Consider the following 16489-nt stretch of genomic DNA (forward strand, 5'->3'; position numbering starts at 1 on the left):
GTAATGCAGAAGTGAGAATAGTATTCGAAAAGCTTGAAAATAGAAAAGCGCCCGTTACAGAGCGCCATTTTAATATGTTACATGACAAGGTTGAGAAGCAGTACACCACACAGCCCAATCCCCCATGCAATTGTGGTAGGGATTGACCAGATAATCATCTGTTGTTTGGCATCTTTAATGCCCATCATTCGGTTAACCATCCAGAACAGACTGTCATTGAAGTAACCGAAAAACAGTGTACCTACTGTCGCAGCCTGAGCAGCCACCAACATATTAATATCTGGTATCTGATTGAGAATAGGTGCTGAAATAGAGGCTGAAGTAATCATTGCCACTGTTCCAGAACCTTGAATCAAGCGAACTAGCGTCGAAATGACGAATGGAATCAAAACTGGTATTATTGGCAGGCTGGCAATATATTGTGCTAGTATCGTTCCCGTAACACTTTCGTTTAATACAGCTCCCAACGCTCCCCCAGCTCCTGTTACTAATAAGATTCCTCCTACTGCTTGTAACCCTGTTTCCAAATGTTCGATCACTTCTTGTTTGCTGACTTTTGGCATTAAAGTATAAATTGCCAGCAATACGCTGATTGCCAGAGCGATAATAGGTGAACCAAGAAAATCAAAAGATTGAAAATAGAAATGGTTTTCCTTCCCAATAAACACATCAATTTTCAGTAACAACCCATTAACCACATTGATAAGAATCAGAACTATTGGCACAACGATAGGTAAAAGGGAAAAAAATAAGCTCGGTAGAGGCTTATTAGATTTTGCCTCCATATAATTTCGATGAGTCTGTTGCAGATTTACTGAGTCTTCTTGTGTATCAATTATCTGATAATCAGAATATTTAGTTTCCAACCACTTTGCATAAAAGGTAATACCAATAACACATGGAACAGCCAATATTGCACCTGCCAGCATCATTGTACCTACACTTACTCCGAATATCCCAGCCACACCAAGCGGGCCTGGCGTTGGTGGAACAATATGATGAGTAACCACCAGCCCTCCTGCTAATGCAACCCCCATCGTCAATACACTCCGTTTGCCTTTCTTTGCTAATGCCTTTGCCAACGGATAAAGAATCACAAAGGCTGAATTCACAAATATGGGAATACTAACAATATAACCGGTAACTGCCAGAGCCCATTCTTCGCGTTTTTTTCCCAGCCATTTAATTAAGCTATAAGCGATTTGTTCAGTTGCACCGGACACTTCCAATATCCGTCCCATCATGATTCCCAACCCAATCACAATGCCAATACTGCCCAGTGTCGAACCAAATCCTTTGGTAATCACTTCAACAACATTACTTATCGTGAAACCACCAGTTATCCCAGCAATTATCGCAGCAATCAGCATAGCAAGCAGTACATGAACGCGAGTGCGCAACACCAGAAAAATCAGTGTAAATACTGCTACCCCCAATCCAATAATTGGAATATAAAATGTCATTATCAAGTTCCATTTTCATGTGAATTGTTGGCGATAATTTCCCGAATTCCATCATTAAATAAATAGCCGTAGACCAGAAAAATTAGGCTCTGAATATTAATTAACACCAATTGGCTTCAATTAAATCTGCGAATGTTTTTAAGTAACATAAAATATAATTAATATTCCATAAAATATGCATCATCAATAATTATAACTATCTTTTCTTTCCATATAATCCTTTGGGGTTATTGTATAAGTAACACTGACTTCCTATAGATACTTATACATCGACAATATGCAGTTTCAGACCTGTTTCGCGTAATTGTTTCTGTTCTGACATCGGTAACTGCCCATCACATACTATGTCATTCAGATCTGACAATGGACAAACCCGGAACATGCCGTATTTACCGTATTTGCTACTATCAGAAATTAATATTTTTCTACGCGCAATTTCCAACAACATCTGTTTTACAAAAACTTTCTCCTCATGGGGAGTCGAAATCCCATGTTCAAGATCCCATGAGCTGGTACTGATAAATGCAATATCTACATTCAACGTACGCAACACCATGGCTGCAGTATTTCCAACACAGGAATAATTGCGTTTATCTACCTGCCCTCCTGTGTGGAACAAGTTAAGTTGAGGTTTATTCATCAAATAATGAGTAATCGAAAAATCATTCGTAACAATTGTCAGATTGAAGCGCTCCGCCAGTACTTGAGCAATTTCAAATGTCGTAGTTCCTGCATCCAAATACACAACCTGTCCATCTTTCACTAATGATGCAGCATATTTTCCGAGCGCACGCTTATTACGGTGATTTATGAGTGCTTTCTCACTCCAAGGTAATTCTTGTCGCAAAGCGTCGTTTAGCTGAACACCTCCCGTGATACTAATAACTTTCCCTTCATCTTCCAAAATGCGAATATCCCGTCTCACGGTCATATGAGAAACGTTCAATAACTCAACTAATTCACTAATAGAAACCGTCCGATGTTCATGTAAGTGACGGTAAATAAAATCTCTGCGCTCTGGGGGGCTCATTAGCACTCCTACTACGTACCACACGATTATTGTTTGGCTTTTCTCAACCACCCAAGCCCTTCTTCTGTATGTCCTACCGGATAATACTCACATCCAATCCATCCTTGATATCCCATTTCATCCAATTGTCTAAACAGCCAGAAATAATTGACCTCACCTCTATCTGGTTCGTGCCGTTCCGGCACTGAGGCAATTTGAATATGGCTGAATTTTCCCCACAACCGCTCTATAGTCCGTAGTAAATTCCCTTCCATAATTTGACAGTGGTAAAGATCCAGTTGGATAAATACATTTTTACGATCTATAACCTTTAACAGTGCTTCAGCTTGATTTTGTGTTGTCAAAAAATAGTCTGGCATATCTCGGGTATTGATCGGTTCAATTAAAATATTGATGCCATATTCAGCCATCACATCCGCAGCATACTGAATATTAGTGATATAGCATACACGTTGCTGATCATGCGTAAATTTTTTATCCCATTTTCCAGCCATTACGTGAATTTGTTTACAACCTAATGCCAAAGCATATTCCAGAGCCTTATCCACTCCTTCTGCAAAAGCTTTTTCATGACCCGGTAAACAAGCAATGCCTCTATCACCTGAACTCCAATCTCCTGCCGGCATATTAAATAGCACTTGTGTAAGTTGATATTTTTTCAATAAGGCTGCGAGTTCTGTGGCTGATGCCTCATAAGGAAATAAACATTCAATACCTTTGAAGCCAGCATTTGCTGCCAATAAAAAACGCTCAATAAATGGAACCTCATTAAACATCGTGCTCAAATTTGCGGCGAATCTAGTCATAACTGGCTCTTAATAATTATTGCTCTGAGATAATATATTTCAGCTTTTCTACATTAAATATTAATTAATTTAGCCACCCTTAGTGAGAAAGATATAATTACAGACAAATATTTATTCCACTAATACTACACCTGCTCCCTTTCCTATCCATGAAAAACCTTTTGTGCGTCCAGAAAGAAATCCTTCCCACCAAAATTACCTGATTTCAACACTAACCAACAATCTGTATGTAAGCCATGTACCCAAGGAACCCCTGGTGATATAAGAGTCCCGATACTCACTTGCTTAATTCCCAAACTCCGTACAACCTGAGCGGAGGTTTCTCCACCAGCAACAATAAAAGTATTGAACTCCTGATACCTCAATTTCCTAACAACTTCAGCAAAAACCTGTTCAACCGCATTACTGGTTTTTGTAGCTCCATATCGCTGCTGAATCAAACCTAACATTTCAGGGGATTGTGTAGAATATAAAATTGGTGCTAAGCCATCCGTTGGTTGTTGCATGACCCAATCTGCCAACAAACTGGAATAGTTGGAATTGTAAATACACTCCTCCACATTCAATGCCATAGCAGGAGCAATTTTTTTATATTCAAGAACCTGACGGTTTGTCGTGGTAGAACAACTGCCAGAAAGAATAACTGACTTTCTACCTTTAGCTGGCAGGGTATACCCAATTACAGAAGCTGCCAGATTTTGCCCTGAATGATAGCTGGCAAGTGCTGCTCCTAAACCTGAACCACCAGTTACAAAAGTCATGTCTGATGTAGCTTGAGCAATAAGCAACAAATCCTCCATCATCATGGCATCAACAACAGCATAACGAATACCACCTTGGCGCAATAGCTCCAAGTGACGACGAATAGCCAGTTTTCCCTGACGGATACAATCAAGATTAATCAATCCCGACCTTCCTTTTGATTGCTGTTCTATCAATCGCAGTAAATTGGCATCTTTCATCGGAGTGACTGGATGATATTGCATTCCACTTTCGTTCAATAACTGTCCATTAACAAACAAATGCCCGTGAACTACTGTCCGTCCATTAATTGGAAGAGCTGGGCAAATCAGGCTGATATCAACTTGGAGTTCATCCATTAAAGCATCTATAACGGGGCCAATATTTCCTTCAGATGTGGAATCGAAAGTAGAACAGTATTTGAAAAATAGTTGTCGGCAGCCAGCTTTGTTCCAGAGCCACCGACAAGATTCCAATGATTGTTTAACCGCTTCATCAACAGAGCAAGAGCGAGTTTTCAGACTAATTACGACAGCATCTACATCATATGGTACGAATGTATTTTCATCTGGGCCCCCTAACAACTGTACGATCTGCCACCCATTTTGTACCATAAAGCTGGCAATATCCGTTGCTCCAGTGAAATCATCCGCAATTACTCCCAATTTGATGGACATCATTTTCCCTATGGTAATGTTATTCCTTTGAATGTCTTAATCACTGCGCTGTCATTCCATTGTCCCAGTCCCTCATTGCTGGCAGCTAAAAACATTTGATGTGCCGTTGCTGCCATCGGTAGAGGAAATTTCATCGTCCTTCCAGCGTCAAGCACAATTCCCAAATCTTTCACAAACACATCTACGGAAGACCTAGGCGTATAATCCCCTGACAAAATGTGGGGTACACGGTTTTCAAACATCCATGAATTTCCCGCAGCATGAGTTACTATGTCATACATTAAATCCAATGCGATACCTGCCTTGGCAGCAAAGGCCATGCTTTCCGCTGCGACGGCAATATGCACACCAGCCAATAACTGATGGATCATTTTAACGATTGATCCTTGACCAATTTCACTGCCAATGTAGTAAAGGTGTTCTGCAATTACATCGAAAATCGACCTAAGTCGGTCAAACAATTCAGAAGAGCCAGAGACCATAATTGTTAATTGCCCCTGTGCAGCCTTCAAAGATCCCCCTGAAATCGGCGCATCAAGCATTTTAATATGGTATTCGTGTAAACGGCTGGCAAAATCCCGTGCCTGTTCAGCGGATACAGTACTGTGTAGAACAACAATTGTACCCGCCTTAAGTTGCTTAACTAATGGCTTTTCTCCACCAAATAGAATGTGCTCTATTTGCACACCGTTAACCACGACCAATAAAAGGATATCCAGTTCCTGTCCCCATTGAACAGCACTATCAGCAACTCCCATTGCACCTATCTGTTTGAACTGCTCACAAGCTTTTACATTTAGATCAAAGCCGTAGGTCGGAATACCTGCTCTTACTAAGGACTGTGCGATACCCATTCCCATCGCTCCCAGCCCTATGACCCCTATTTTTTGTATTGAATTATTCATGAGGTTCCCTGGTGTTGTGTGACAATTTGTTACCTTTTTAATCTTCACATAGTTACATTCACAAAAAAACGATGGATATCACATTAAAAATTTATCTCCCGCAGGAAAGAAATCCATTTAATGGATTGAATTAACTAATTATTTTTAAAAGCAACCGAAAGAATTATTTCACATATCCGTGTTAATAACATAAGAAAAATTACTCAATACTCCAACCTCCCATCTCCACCTAAAATAAGGTGATTTTGAAATATTGTGCTACTGTAATAATTAAATCTGTCACTTAGCTTTATTTCATAACATTTCTACTACTTTATTCCTGTAAACGTACCTAACTAAGTGTTTTATCTGGTCAAGCAGACAAAACCTCAACAAAGGGGAGTGTTACGATGGGCTTTTTCGATCAAATCGCTAATATGTTGAGTGGTGGTAAAAACCAGCAGCTTCAGCATGTGATGGACTGGGTTGAAGGTCAGAGAGGAATAAGTGGGTTAATTGATAAGTTTTCCCAGCAAGGTCTGGATGGGACGATTCACTCATGGATTAGTTCCGGTGAAAATAAAGTCACCCCAAACGGTGAAGTGCCGGAAAATCTGGATTTAAAATCGGCTGGCATAAATCTCTTGAAAAATAAACTGCTAGGGAAATAATCTCTTTAAACCCGCCACATTACATCCTCTGTGGCGGGCGTTTTCAACTTATCTCTTAATTTTAAAGATAATTATTCACTGAAGCACGCAGGCGTTTTGCGGCTTCTACCATGTTCGCCAATGATTGTCTGGTTTCTGTCCAACCACGGGTTTTCAAACCACAATCCGGGTTTACCCACAAGCGCTCAACAGGGATACGGTCAGCCGCTTTACGCAGTAATGCTTCAATCCATTCAACACTTGGCACGTTTGGTGAGTGAATATCATATACACCAGGCCCAATTTCATTCGGATATGAGAAATCTTCGAATGAATCTAACAACTCCATATCTGAACGGGAAGTTTCAATGGTGATCACGTCCGCATCCAGTGCTGCAATAGACGGCATGATGTCATTGAACTCGCAGTAACACATATGGGTGTGAATTTGGGTATCATCTTCCGCAATTGCTGCGCTCAGTTTGAAGGCATCCACCGCCCATTCCAAATATGCCTGCCATTCTTCTCTGCGAAGTGGCAGCCCTTCACGCAATGCAGGCTCATCAATCTGAATGATACCAATGCCTGCTTTCTGTAAATCATCAACTTCATCACGCAGAGCCAGCGCTATCTGTTTAGCGATAGTTTCCCGGCTGACATCTTCCCTTGGGAATGACCAACAGAGAATCGTCACCGGCCCTGTTAACATCCCTTTCACAGGTTTATCAGTCAAGGATTGTGCATAAGTCGCCCAATCTACAGTAATGGCTTCCGGGCGGCTGATATCGCCGATAATCACTGGTGGTTTTACGCAACGGGAACCGTAGCTTTGCACCCAACCATTTTGCGTGAAGACATAACCATCAAAGTGTTCACCGAAATATTCCACCATGTCGTTACGTTCAGCTTCCCCATGCACCAGCACATCCAGCCCCAAATGTTCCTGTTCTTGAATCGCCTGCTTAATATGTTCACTGATATTGGTTCGGTAATGCGTACTATCCACCCGGCCCTTTTTGAAATCGAGACGCAAGCCACGAATTTCCGTTGTTTGCGGGAATGAACCGATAGTTGTTGTTGGCCACAGCGGTAAGTTATAACGTTGACGCTGAAGCTTGGCACGTTCAGGATATGCCTGATAGCGTTCACTATCTTGCGGCTTGATCGCAGCGATGCGCTCAGTAACCGCTGGATTATTTACCCTTGTGGAGCTGCGGCGGGCACGAATTGGGGCACTATAAGCATCCAGTTCAGACTGATTACTGCCTTCTGGTGCATTCAATGCTTGCGACAACAAAGAAAGCTCCGCACATTTCTGCAATGCAAAGGCAAACCAGCTCTTCACTTCTTCGTCTAATCCTGTTTCATCATTCAGGTCAATCGGGCTATGCAGTAATGAACAGGAAGTACCAATCCACACATTTCTCTTACTGACCAATGGTGCAACAAGCTGATATTTCTCACTCAAATCTGCTCGCCAGACATTGCGACCATTAATAACCCCCAATGAAAGCAACCAATTATCCGGCAGTGAGTTATCCAAACTCTCAAGGGAATCTTGTCCTGCCACTAAATCAACATGCAGCCCCTGCACTGGCAATGATTTGATTGTCTCCAGATTATGGCCGATGCTATCGAAATAGGTCGTCAGCAGTAATTTCACCTGCCCCTCAAGTGCCTGATAAGCCGTTGGGAACGCCGCGAGCCATTCTTCTGGCAGTTCCAGCACTAACGCTGGCTCATCAATCTGTACCCACTCAATGCCACGTTTCGCCAGTTCTGCCAACACCTGTTGGTATATCGGCAGGATATCCGCCAGTAAAGATAAGCGATCAAAAGCCTTGCCCTTCACTTTACCAAGCCATAAATAAGTTACCGGCCCCAACAGGATAGGTTTTATTTTATGTCCCAACGCCAGAGCTTCATCCACTTCATCCAGTAACTGGTTCCAGCCTAGTTTGAATTCCTGCCCTTCCTGAAATTCAGGCACGATATAGTGGTAATTTGTGTTGAACCATTTAGTCATTTCCGAAGCTGCTACTGGTGTGCCTGTCGGTGCCCGACCACGAGCAATACGGAACAAGGTATCCAGATCAATATTTCCAACTTCGTTTTGATGACGCGGTGGAACATTGCCCAATAACAAGCTTGTGGTCAATACTTGATCATACCAGGCAAAATCACCAACGGGGACTAAATCAACGCCCGCTTCTTTTTGTTGTTGCCAATGACGTGCGCGTAATTCACGGCCTGTCTCCAGCAATTCCTGTTGGGAAATCTTACCCGCCCAATAATTTTCTTGCACCTTTTTCAGCTCTCTTTTCAAGCCGATACGTGGAAAACCTAATGTATGATTCAAAACCGTCATGTTATCACCCGTGAAATTTTTAGCCGTCTAGATGTTTACACTTCTATAATCAGCATGTAGTGTATAAACCACAAGCGCAAATTATTCATTATCAACTTGAAGGTTTTTCATGATCGAAATAAAACACCTAAAAACACTACAAGCACTGAACCATTGTGGATCGTTGGCTGCTGCTGCAAATTATCTTCATCAAACGCAGTCTGCCCTTTCTCATCAATTCAGTGAATTAGAGCATCGGCTGGGTTTTAAGCTATTCATTCGTAAAAGCCAACCTCTGCGATTAACGCCTCAGGGAGAAGTATTATTAAGGCTGGCGGAACAAGTATTACCCTTGATTACGGCTTCCCTGCGTGAATGTAACGAACCAGAAGAGGCGAATCTACGCATTGCCATTGAATGCCATAGTTGTATTCAATGGCTGACACCCGCACTTAAGCGTTTTCGTGAAAGCTGGCCACAAGTTAACGTGGATTTTAAATCCGGTGTGACGTTTGATCCTCAGCCTGCACTGCAAAAGAGAGAGTTGGATATTGTTCTGACATCAGACATCATTGCGGACAGTAATCTACATTACACACCACTGTTTGATTATGAAGTGAAACTGGTGATTGCACCGGATCATCCTCTGGCAAATAAACGAGATATCCATCCGCAAGATCTTGCTTCTGAGCTCCTATTGATTTATCCCGTTCAACGACAACGGTTTGATATCTGGCGGCGTTTTCTCGAACCTGCCGGTGTCACTCCGACATTGAAAGCTGTTGATAATACGCTATTGCTGATCCAAATGGTGGCGGCTCGTTTGGGTATTGCTGCATTACCACATTGGGCAGTGGAAACATTCGAAAGACAGGGGTTGGTTGTGACCCAAACGTTAGGAGAAGGGTTATGGAGCAGATTGTACGCTGCCAACCGAGAAGGAGAACAGCGTCAACCTGCCATTGATACGTTTATTCGTTCTGCTCGCCAGCACGCGGTGGACAATTTACCTTTTGTGAAGCGGGTTTCAGCATCCAGCGGTGATGCACCCAAAGCGATGCAACAATCAGGCTGCCTCCAATGGTAAAACTCAGCCAATCAGGATGCTGCTGCCAAATTGCAAAATTGACCAACAACCCAGCCGGAACCAGCATATTGTTCATAATTGCCAGTGTTCCGGCATCCACTTGGGTTGCGCCATAGTTCCACATGAAGTAACCAATGCCTGATGCACCAATTCCCAGCCAAATCAGGACGCCCCACTGTATCTGAGTTGTCGGTAATTTTTGCGGATCACCAAACATCAGCCAGCCAATGATGGCAACAACACAAGCGCCCAGATAGAACCACGAAAACGCCACTTTCTGTGGAATTGGATGGACTTCCATCAAACGCTTATACCCAACCTGCCCCATCGCAAAGAAAATATTCGCCAATTGCACCAGCACCAAACCAATCCAAAAAGATTCACTCAATCGGTCATAACGAATAATCGCTGCGCCAGCCACAGCCAGCAAAGAACTCAGAGCATATCCCCAACGCAGCCGCTGGCGCCCCATCAAATCATAAATCAATGTGACATAAAGCGGAGTCATGATGGTAAACAGCAAAAACTCTGCCACAGTCAGGTAGTAATAAGCATGAAACACAAATAAGTACATCACACCAAGCTGACAAGCACCGACGGCCATATACAGTGAAATAATTTTCAATGATAGACCACGCCAGCGCAAAAATGGCAAAAACACCATTGCCGCCAGCACTACCCTGACAAGAACTGAAAACCAGCTATCAACCTGACCAGCGAGATAGACACCGATCAGGCTAAATGAAGCGGCCCACAAAAAGGTTGTGATTGTTAACAGCCACATAATTTATTGGTCTTTACCTACATTTATTGATCATTTCCCACTAAAAGCGCTTCAAGCAAATCCAGATCATGCAGCAGCGATTGTAGTGTTTCATTACTAATCTTACGGGTTGCACGCAAATGGTACAGTTCTCCTCGTTCAGCCCTTAATGCCGTTAAGCGGAAACGACGCTCCAGCTCTTCAACCATCAAGTTATGTTCGATTTCATCCATACCCGCAGTTCGACGCCGCAAATAACCGATAACTCGGGAAGCGATTTCACTAATGTCTTCTGCATCGAGTTTCTCTTCCGTACTGGCAGATAAACGTTCTTCCATCTTATTCATACTGACAATCGCAACTTCAGCCATTGCTGCTTTTGCCATTCTGATTTCATTGAGATCCGCCAATTTATCGCCCACTTTCATGCCACGAAGCAGCAAAGGTAAAGCAATAACCCCCATAAACAGGGAGAGCAGAATCACACCTGCTGAAATGAAAATCAACTGATAACGAGCCGGGAACGGATCACCATCCGGCAAAAAGAGGGGGATAGACAACGCACCCGCCAGTGTAATTGCACCACGAACACCAGCAAACGAAGCCAGCCACAATTCACGGGTTGTGTAAGAAGCAAACTCCAGCGGTTTCTTCTTCATTAATACTTTGCTGCTATTTTTCATCAGCCACAACCAAGCGAACCGCAGTAATAGCAGCGCTACGTAAATGATACCTACGGCAGAGAACAGCATCCACGTCTCAACTTGCGGATCAAGTTCAGCCTGAGCGACAGAAGTTTCCCAAATACCCGGCAATTGCAGCCCCAGCATGATGAATACAAGGCCATTGAAGACGAAGGCCAGCATTCCCCATACGCTATCAGCCCGCAGACGCATATCCAGTGGTGCATTACGGATCACCCCTGCTTTACTGATCGTCATACCAGCAGCCACTGCTGCCAGAATACCGGATACACCGATATGTTCAGCAATCATGTAGGAAGCGAATGGCAACAACATCATGAACATGATTTGAGTTGCAGGATCATCCCCACTCCAGCGACTCATCAGCCGGAGGGATTTACTGTATAGCAATGTGACAGCAATACCAGAAGCCAGTCCACCAAGCGCAACTAAGAAAAACTTCATCGTTGCACCAGTGACGGTAAAGGCCATTGTTCCCATGGCAATTGCCACAGCAAATTTCAGAGCCACCAGACCAGAAGCATCATTCATCAATGCTTCTCCTTCCAGTATGCTCATCATATTTTTAGGAATACGCCCTTTTCCAACAATTGATGATAATGCAACCGCATCAGTAGGTGATAACACTGCCGCCAGTGCAAAAGCAGCAATAAGTGAGATACTCGGCAGTAACCAGTGAATTAAATAGCCAATACCGGCAACCGTCACTAATACCAATACTAAAACTAAAATAACAATTTCACGTCCATGCTGGAAAAACTCTCTAGTCGGTGTTTTCCAGCCATCAACAAATAACAAAGGAGGGATAAGTAAAACGAGGAATAATTCTGGATCGAAAGTAACGTGTAAACCAAAATGAGGCCAAGCGAGCAGTGCTCCCATTGCTATTTGCACTATAGGCAAGGGGACACGGAACGGAATCATTTTAGTAAGAACACCAGAAACTGACACCACCAAAATCAAAATCAAGATAGTAAAGAATATTTCCATGTTACCCTTACAAATTGCCAAAAATCCGTCGGTGAAAAGATTGTGACTGTTTTTTACTTTTAATAACAGCGCTAATAAGCATAAATATTGTAGTTATTAAAGAAAATCAAAAAACAATCACATTATGAATCAATGACCAATAAGCCATTTGTTCATTTTATATTTATCGGTGAGAGTGTGCTGAAAAATTAGCACATTTTGAGATGTGTCCGACGATGAAGGGAATGCGCAAACTTCGATCGTTTGCGCACGTTCTTTTAATCAGATAGCCCAGTTTCCGGCATAAAATATCACTAATGCGATAGTAAGAATAACCGTGCCAATATTCAGCTTACGCCATTCACCAGAAAGAATACGCCCAACAACCAGCACACTAAAGCCCAGCATAATTCCTGTCACAATATTGCAAGTCAGCACGATAAACACCGCACACAGCAAGCCTGACATCGCATCAATAGAATCATCAAAGTTCAGCTTCCGCACATTACTCAGCATCAGTAACCCGACATACATCAAAGCAGGAGCTGTCGCATAGGAAGGAACCAAATACGATAATGGAGACAGGAATAAAATCAGCAGGAATAAAATACCTACAACGGAAGCAGTTAAACCGGTTTTCCCACCTGCCGCCGTTCCCGCCGCAGATTCGATATAAACTGCGGCAGGAGAGGAACCAACCGCACCGGCGAAGATACTGCTGACAGAATCAGCGGTCAATGCCTTACCGCCACTGATAATCTGGCCGCCCTTGTCCAATAAATTCGCCTGCCCGGCTACAGCCCGAATCGTTCCTGTCGCATCAAATATCGCAGTCATTATCAACGCCAGAACGCTCGGTAGCACTACAGGCTGTAAGGCACCCATTATATCCATACTAAACATCAGGGATAAGCCATCTTCCCCCAACGTAGGAAATTTAAAAATCCCTTGATATTTTACGGCAGGATCAAAAATCAAGCCGATAATTGAGATTGCAATAATTACCAGCAAAATACCACCGGGAATTTTTTTTCGCTCCAGAGCAATAATACCCGCTAACCCCAATAACGTCATCAGCACAGGAAAAGCCGTCAGCGATCCGAACGCAACGGGTAAACCTGCATGTGGATTCTTAATGACCAGCCCAACCCCATTTGCTGCAATCAACAACAGAAATAGCCCGATACCAATACCTGCCCCATGCGCAATTCCCATTGGTATATTGCGCAAAATCCATGAACGTATCCCTGTTACTGAAATGATCGTAAACAAACATCCCATCAGGAAAACAGCTCCCAGCGCCACAGGAACACTCACCTGTTGACCTAATACCAAGCTGAACGCAGTAAATGCAGTCAACGAGATTGCACAGCCAATCGCCATCGGCAAATTAACCCACAACCCCATCAATAATGAACCAAAGCCCGTCACCAAACAGACAGAAATAAATACGGCAGTATGGGGAAATCCGGCTTGTCCAAGCATACCCGGTACTACAATAACGGAATACACCATCGCCAAAAATGTTGTTAATCCAGCGAGAACTTCCTGACGTACCGTCGATCCGCGTTCAGTAATCTTAAAATACTTATCGAGTTTGCATTGAGTTGGTGCCTGCGTACCAGACATGTTTTTCCCCTGCTTTCTGTTGACTATTTCGCTAAAAAATCTATCGTCATTTCTCCCTACCCTGCCTTACGGAACGCCAACGAAAACGATTACGTCACCGGATAAAAAAATCCGTGCTGTACTCATCGGTTCAGCCATTCGTTTGCGCAATCGTTTGGCTTTTAAGGCAAAAAAATAGTGAGAAAATTTGAGGCGAATGATTATCCAGTGAATCGGGGATAAGAATCAAGCGATAATCATAAATTTTGTGGTGGAAATTCTGTTTGTTTGTACAGTTTTTTATTTATCTAATTCAAGATTAGATATTTTTATTGATAGAAGAAATAGGTGACAAAAAGACCATCCTATTTGTCAATCTAACAACTTATATTTGTATAAATTTTTTTTACCCTGGAACTATTCACTTTGATCGATTGATTTTAAATGCAATTGCCACACCATCAACTTTATCTGGTAACAGCTTATTATTAGTTATTAGGATAAAAGTTGGGCTTAAATAAATATTTAACCTTTCGTCATAATCAATATATTGATCAAAGATGAATATAACTGAAAATTTATGCTCTGTATATTTACGGGATAACTTGTTAAAATTGACGAATATTTACTCAATTATTACGAGAATATGTATAATGAACTTGAAACCGTTTCTACACAATTTTCTGGTGGTCCTACTGATTGGGGGCAAAATATGTCGAGTTATAACAACACAACAGGGGAACCAATAATGCCTTATTTGATTCCTGATGCAGAATTCAATCGTAAGTTACATACTTCTGAGAGAAATAGGGAACATACCAAAACTTTTCTGGAAAATGGCGCAAAAGATTTCACTTTTCCAGGGTTCATCGCCCCTTATGGATACCGTTTTGTAAAATCTCTCAAACAAGATCAATTTCGCATGATAACTACAGGTGATAATCCGGAAACCGTTTACGCAGTTATGCTTACATTCCGCAAAGATATTATCATCGATAAAGAAACATGTACTCAAATCATGGTATGGCGTACTTTTTCCGCTGAACACCAAGATGCTGTAAGTGGTTTCCCAAGGCAGTTCTTCAAATACCTATTAGAAAACTACAGCATTATTGTCACTGATGAAGAACAAACAGGCGATGGTAAACGCTTTTGGCAAGTAATGATTGCATGGTCTATTTCAACGAAATATCACGTCTATGTCTCTGATGGAACAGAGATAGATCGTCCATTAACACAAATTTCATCAATGGATGAACTTATTGGAAAGTGGGAAGCATTCTGTTGGGGACATGATGCCGAAGTACACCGCCATCGCCTGATTGTTATCAGCAAAAATGATCTGCTATAAAAGACATCAGATTTGGAGGTAAATACAGACAAATTTACTGCTATCTGCTCATAAAAACAATAAGCCAATCATGCTGAACGAACGGGGTATACGATGAATATATCTTTTACTTCTACAATCTTTCCAGATGATTACCGCCAAAAAATCCGCCAGATGAAACAGGCCATGCGCAATCAAATAGGCGATGTTGAAAGTCTATTCAATCAAGTCTGTGACAAAATAGAAAAAGAACTCATCGCTGCGCGGGAAGATGAAAAAACCACAGGGAGTGCCTGGCCTGAAATCCACTGCCGTGATTTGGCCGAAAACCAAATCCCGATAGAAACCATACAAAAAATTAAACGCCGTGGGTGTTTGATTGTCAGACAAAATTTTCCCCGTGATACCGCGCTTGCATGGGATAAATCCATGCTTGATTACCTTGAAGGAAACCATTTCGATACTGTTTATCAAGGCACCGGCGATAATTATTTCAGCAACCTGAAAGCCTCTCGCCCGGAAATTTATCCAATTTACTGGTCGCAGGCACAGATGCAGGCCCGACAAAGTGAAGAAATTGCAAAGGTACAATCTTTTCTCAATCACCTGTGGAAATATGAATCTGCCGGAACACGTTGGTTTGAACCTGATATCAGCATGATCTATCCCGACCGTATTCGCCGCAGGCCACCGGGTACGACATCCAAAGGGCTTGGCGCTCATACGGATTCCGGCGCTTTAGAGCGTTGGCTACATCCTACTTATCAAAAAGTATTCAGAAATATTTTCAATAACCGATTTGCAGAATACGATCCCTGGGATGCTGCGCATCGTCCGGATATGAATGAATACGAACTGGATAACGTCACCCGATGTTCGGTTTTTCGCACTTTTCAGGGGTGGACAGCGCTGGCAGATATGACGCTCAATCAGGGGCTTCTGCATGTTGTCCCCGTGCCAGAAGCGATGGCCTATTTGTTGTTACGGCCCCTGCTCCATGATGTGCCCGAAGATGAACTCTGTGGCGTTGCTCCCGGCAAAGCACTGCCAACTACCGAAAAATGGCACCCTCACCTCGCCCGTGGGCTATGTAGTATTCCATCATTACAGGCCGGTGACTCTGTTTGGTGGCATTGTGATCTCATCCATTCCGTTGCTCCTGTGGAAAATCAACAAGGCTGGGGGAATGTCATGTATATCCCTGCTGCTCCTCTGTGTGACAGAAATCTGGCTTATGCGCATAAAGTTGCAGAATCACTTGAGAAAGGCTCATCTCCGGCAGATTTTCCCCGTGAAGACTATGAAATAAACTGGAAAAATCGCTTCACTGCCGCTGACTTAAACTCGATTGGCCTGCGTGGGCTCGGTTTAGAATAAACCACTCACCTAACACTGGCACCGTTGTCGGTGTTAGGTATCTCAACAATATC

Annotated in this window: 13 protein-coding genes; 4 read left to right on the forward strand and 9 right to left on the reverse strand. The window is 42.7% G+C overall.

Annotated features, from left to right (window positions below):
• Positions 1 to 77 precede the first annotated feature (77 nt).
• The 5 genes from AB204_RS02820 to ltnD all read right to left on the reverse strand — a co-directional run bounded on the left by AB204_RS02820 (position 78) and on the right by ltnD (position 5622).
• Positions 78 to 1463, reverse strand: a complete 1386-nt coding sequence (locus AB204_RS02820; RefSeq protein ID WP_047961865.1) for a GntP family permease — start codon at positions 1461 to 1463, stop codon at positions 78 to 80.
• Positions 1464 to 1725: 262 nt separating this feature from the next.
• A complete protein-coding gene (locus tag AB204_RS02825; protein WP_047961866.1) occupies positions 1726 to 2493 on the reverse strand; it encodes a DeoR/GlpR family DNA-binding transcription regulator in 768 nt (255 codons plus the stop codon).
• 26 nt (positions 2494 to 2519) lie between these two features.
• Positions 2520 to 3299: a 2-oxo-tetronate isomerase gene (gene otnI, locus AB204_RS02830; protein ID WP_047961867.1), complete on the reverse strand. Its 780-nt coding sequence runs from the start codon at positions 3297 to 3299 to the stop codon at positions 2520 to 2522.
• A gap of 143 nt (positions 3300 to 3442) precedes the next feature.
• Positions 3443 to 4717, reverse strand: a complete 1275-nt coding sequence (gene otnK / locus AB204_RS02835; RefSeq protein ID WP_047961868.1) for a 3-oxo-tetronate kinase — start codon at positions 4715 to 4717, stop codon at positions 3443 to 3445.
• Positions 4718 to 4725: 8 nt separating this feature from the next.
• Positions 4726 to 5622, reverse strand: a complete 897-nt coding sequence (gene ltnD, locus AB204_RS02840) for an L-threonate dehydrogenase (protein ID WP_047961869.1) — start codon at positions 5620 to 5622, stop codon at positions 4726 to 4728.
• A gap of 389 nt (positions 5623 to 6011) precedes the next feature.
• Here ltnD and AB204_RS02845 point away from each other — a divergent pair, with 389 nt between their 5' ends.
• Positions 6012 to 6272, forward strand: coding sequence for a YidB family protein (locus tag AB204_RS02845; protein ID WP_047961870.1), 261 nt, complete (start codon positions 6012 to 6014; stop codon positions 6270 to 6272).
• A gap of 61 nt (positions 6273 to 6333) precedes the next feature.
• On the opposite strand, the gene metE is transcribed toward AB204_RS02845, so the two are convergent.
• The gene (metE, locus tag AB204_RS02850; protein ID WP_047961871.1) at positions 6334 to 8619 is read right to left on the reverse strand and encodes a 5-methyltetrahydropteroyltriglutamate--homocysteine S-methyltransferase; all 2286 of its coding nucleotides are present in this window, start codon (positions 8617 to 8619) and stop codon (positions 6334 to 6336) included.
• A 109-nt stretch (positions 8620 to 8728) separates the two neighbouring features.
• On the opposite strand from metE, the gene metR reads away from it, so the two are divergent.
• Positions 8729 to 9685 carry an HTH-type transcriptional regulator MetR gene (gene metR, locus AB204_RS02855; RefSeq protein ID WP_047961872.1) on the forward strand — a complete coding sequence of 319 codons (957 nt, stop codon included), beginning with the start codon at positions 8729 to 8731 and terminating at the stop codon, positions 9683 to 9685.
• On the opposite strand, the gene AB204_RS21135 is transcribed toward metR, so the two are convergent.
• The 3 genes from AB204_RS21135 to AB204_RS02865 all read right to left on the reverse strand — a co-directional run bounded on the left by AB204_RS21135 (position 9570) and on the right by AB204_RS02865 (position 13750).
• Positions 9570 to 10469, reverse strand: coding sequence for a carboxylate/amino acid/amine transporter (locus tag AB204_RS21135; RefSeq protein ID WP_072061382.1), 900 nt, complete (start codon positions 10467 to 10469; stop codon positions 9570 to 9572). The two genes, metR and AB204_RS21135, sit on opposite strands and share 116 nt — an antisense overlap.
• Before the next feature lie 23 nt (positions 10470 to 10492).
• Positions 10493 to 12142, reverse strand: a complete 1650-nt coding sequence (locus AB204_RS02860) for a Na+/H+ antiporter (protein WP_047961873.1) — start codon at positions 12140 to 12142, stop codon at positions 10493 to 10495.
• 261 nt (positions 12143 to 12403) lie between these two features.
• Entirely contained in the window at positions 12404 to 13750 is a 1347-nt protein-coding gene (locus tag AB204_RS02865; RefSeq protein WP_047961874.1) for an NCS2 family permease, read from the reverse strand.
• 625 nt (positions 13751 to 14375) lie between these two features.
• Here AB204_RS02865 and AB204_RS02870 point away from each other — a divergent pair.
• Both AB204_RS02870 and AB204_RS02875 read left to right on the forward strand, forming a co-directional pair.
• The gene (locus tag AB204_RS02870; protein ID WP_324292605.1) at positions 14376 to 15080 is read left to right on the forward strand and encodes a hypothetical protein; all 705 of its coding nucleotides are present in this window, start codon (positions 14376 to 14378) and stop codon (positions 15078 to 15080) included.
• A 93-nt stretch (positions 15081 to 15173) separates the two neighbouring features.
• Positions 15174 to 16436, forward strand: a complete 1263-nt coding sequence (locus tag AB204_RS02875; RefSeq protein ID WP_047961876.1) for a DUF1479 domain-containing protein — start codon at positions 15174 to 15176, stop codon at positions 16434 to 16436.
• Positions 16437 to 16489 lie beyond the last annotated feature (53 nt).

It is taken from the genome of Xenorhabdus khoisanae (genome assembly GCF_001037465.1).
GTDB classification, from domain to species: domain Bacteria; phylum Pseudomonadota; class Gammaproteobacteria; order Enterobacterales; family Enterobacteriaceae; genus Xenorhabdus; species Xenorhabdus khoisanae.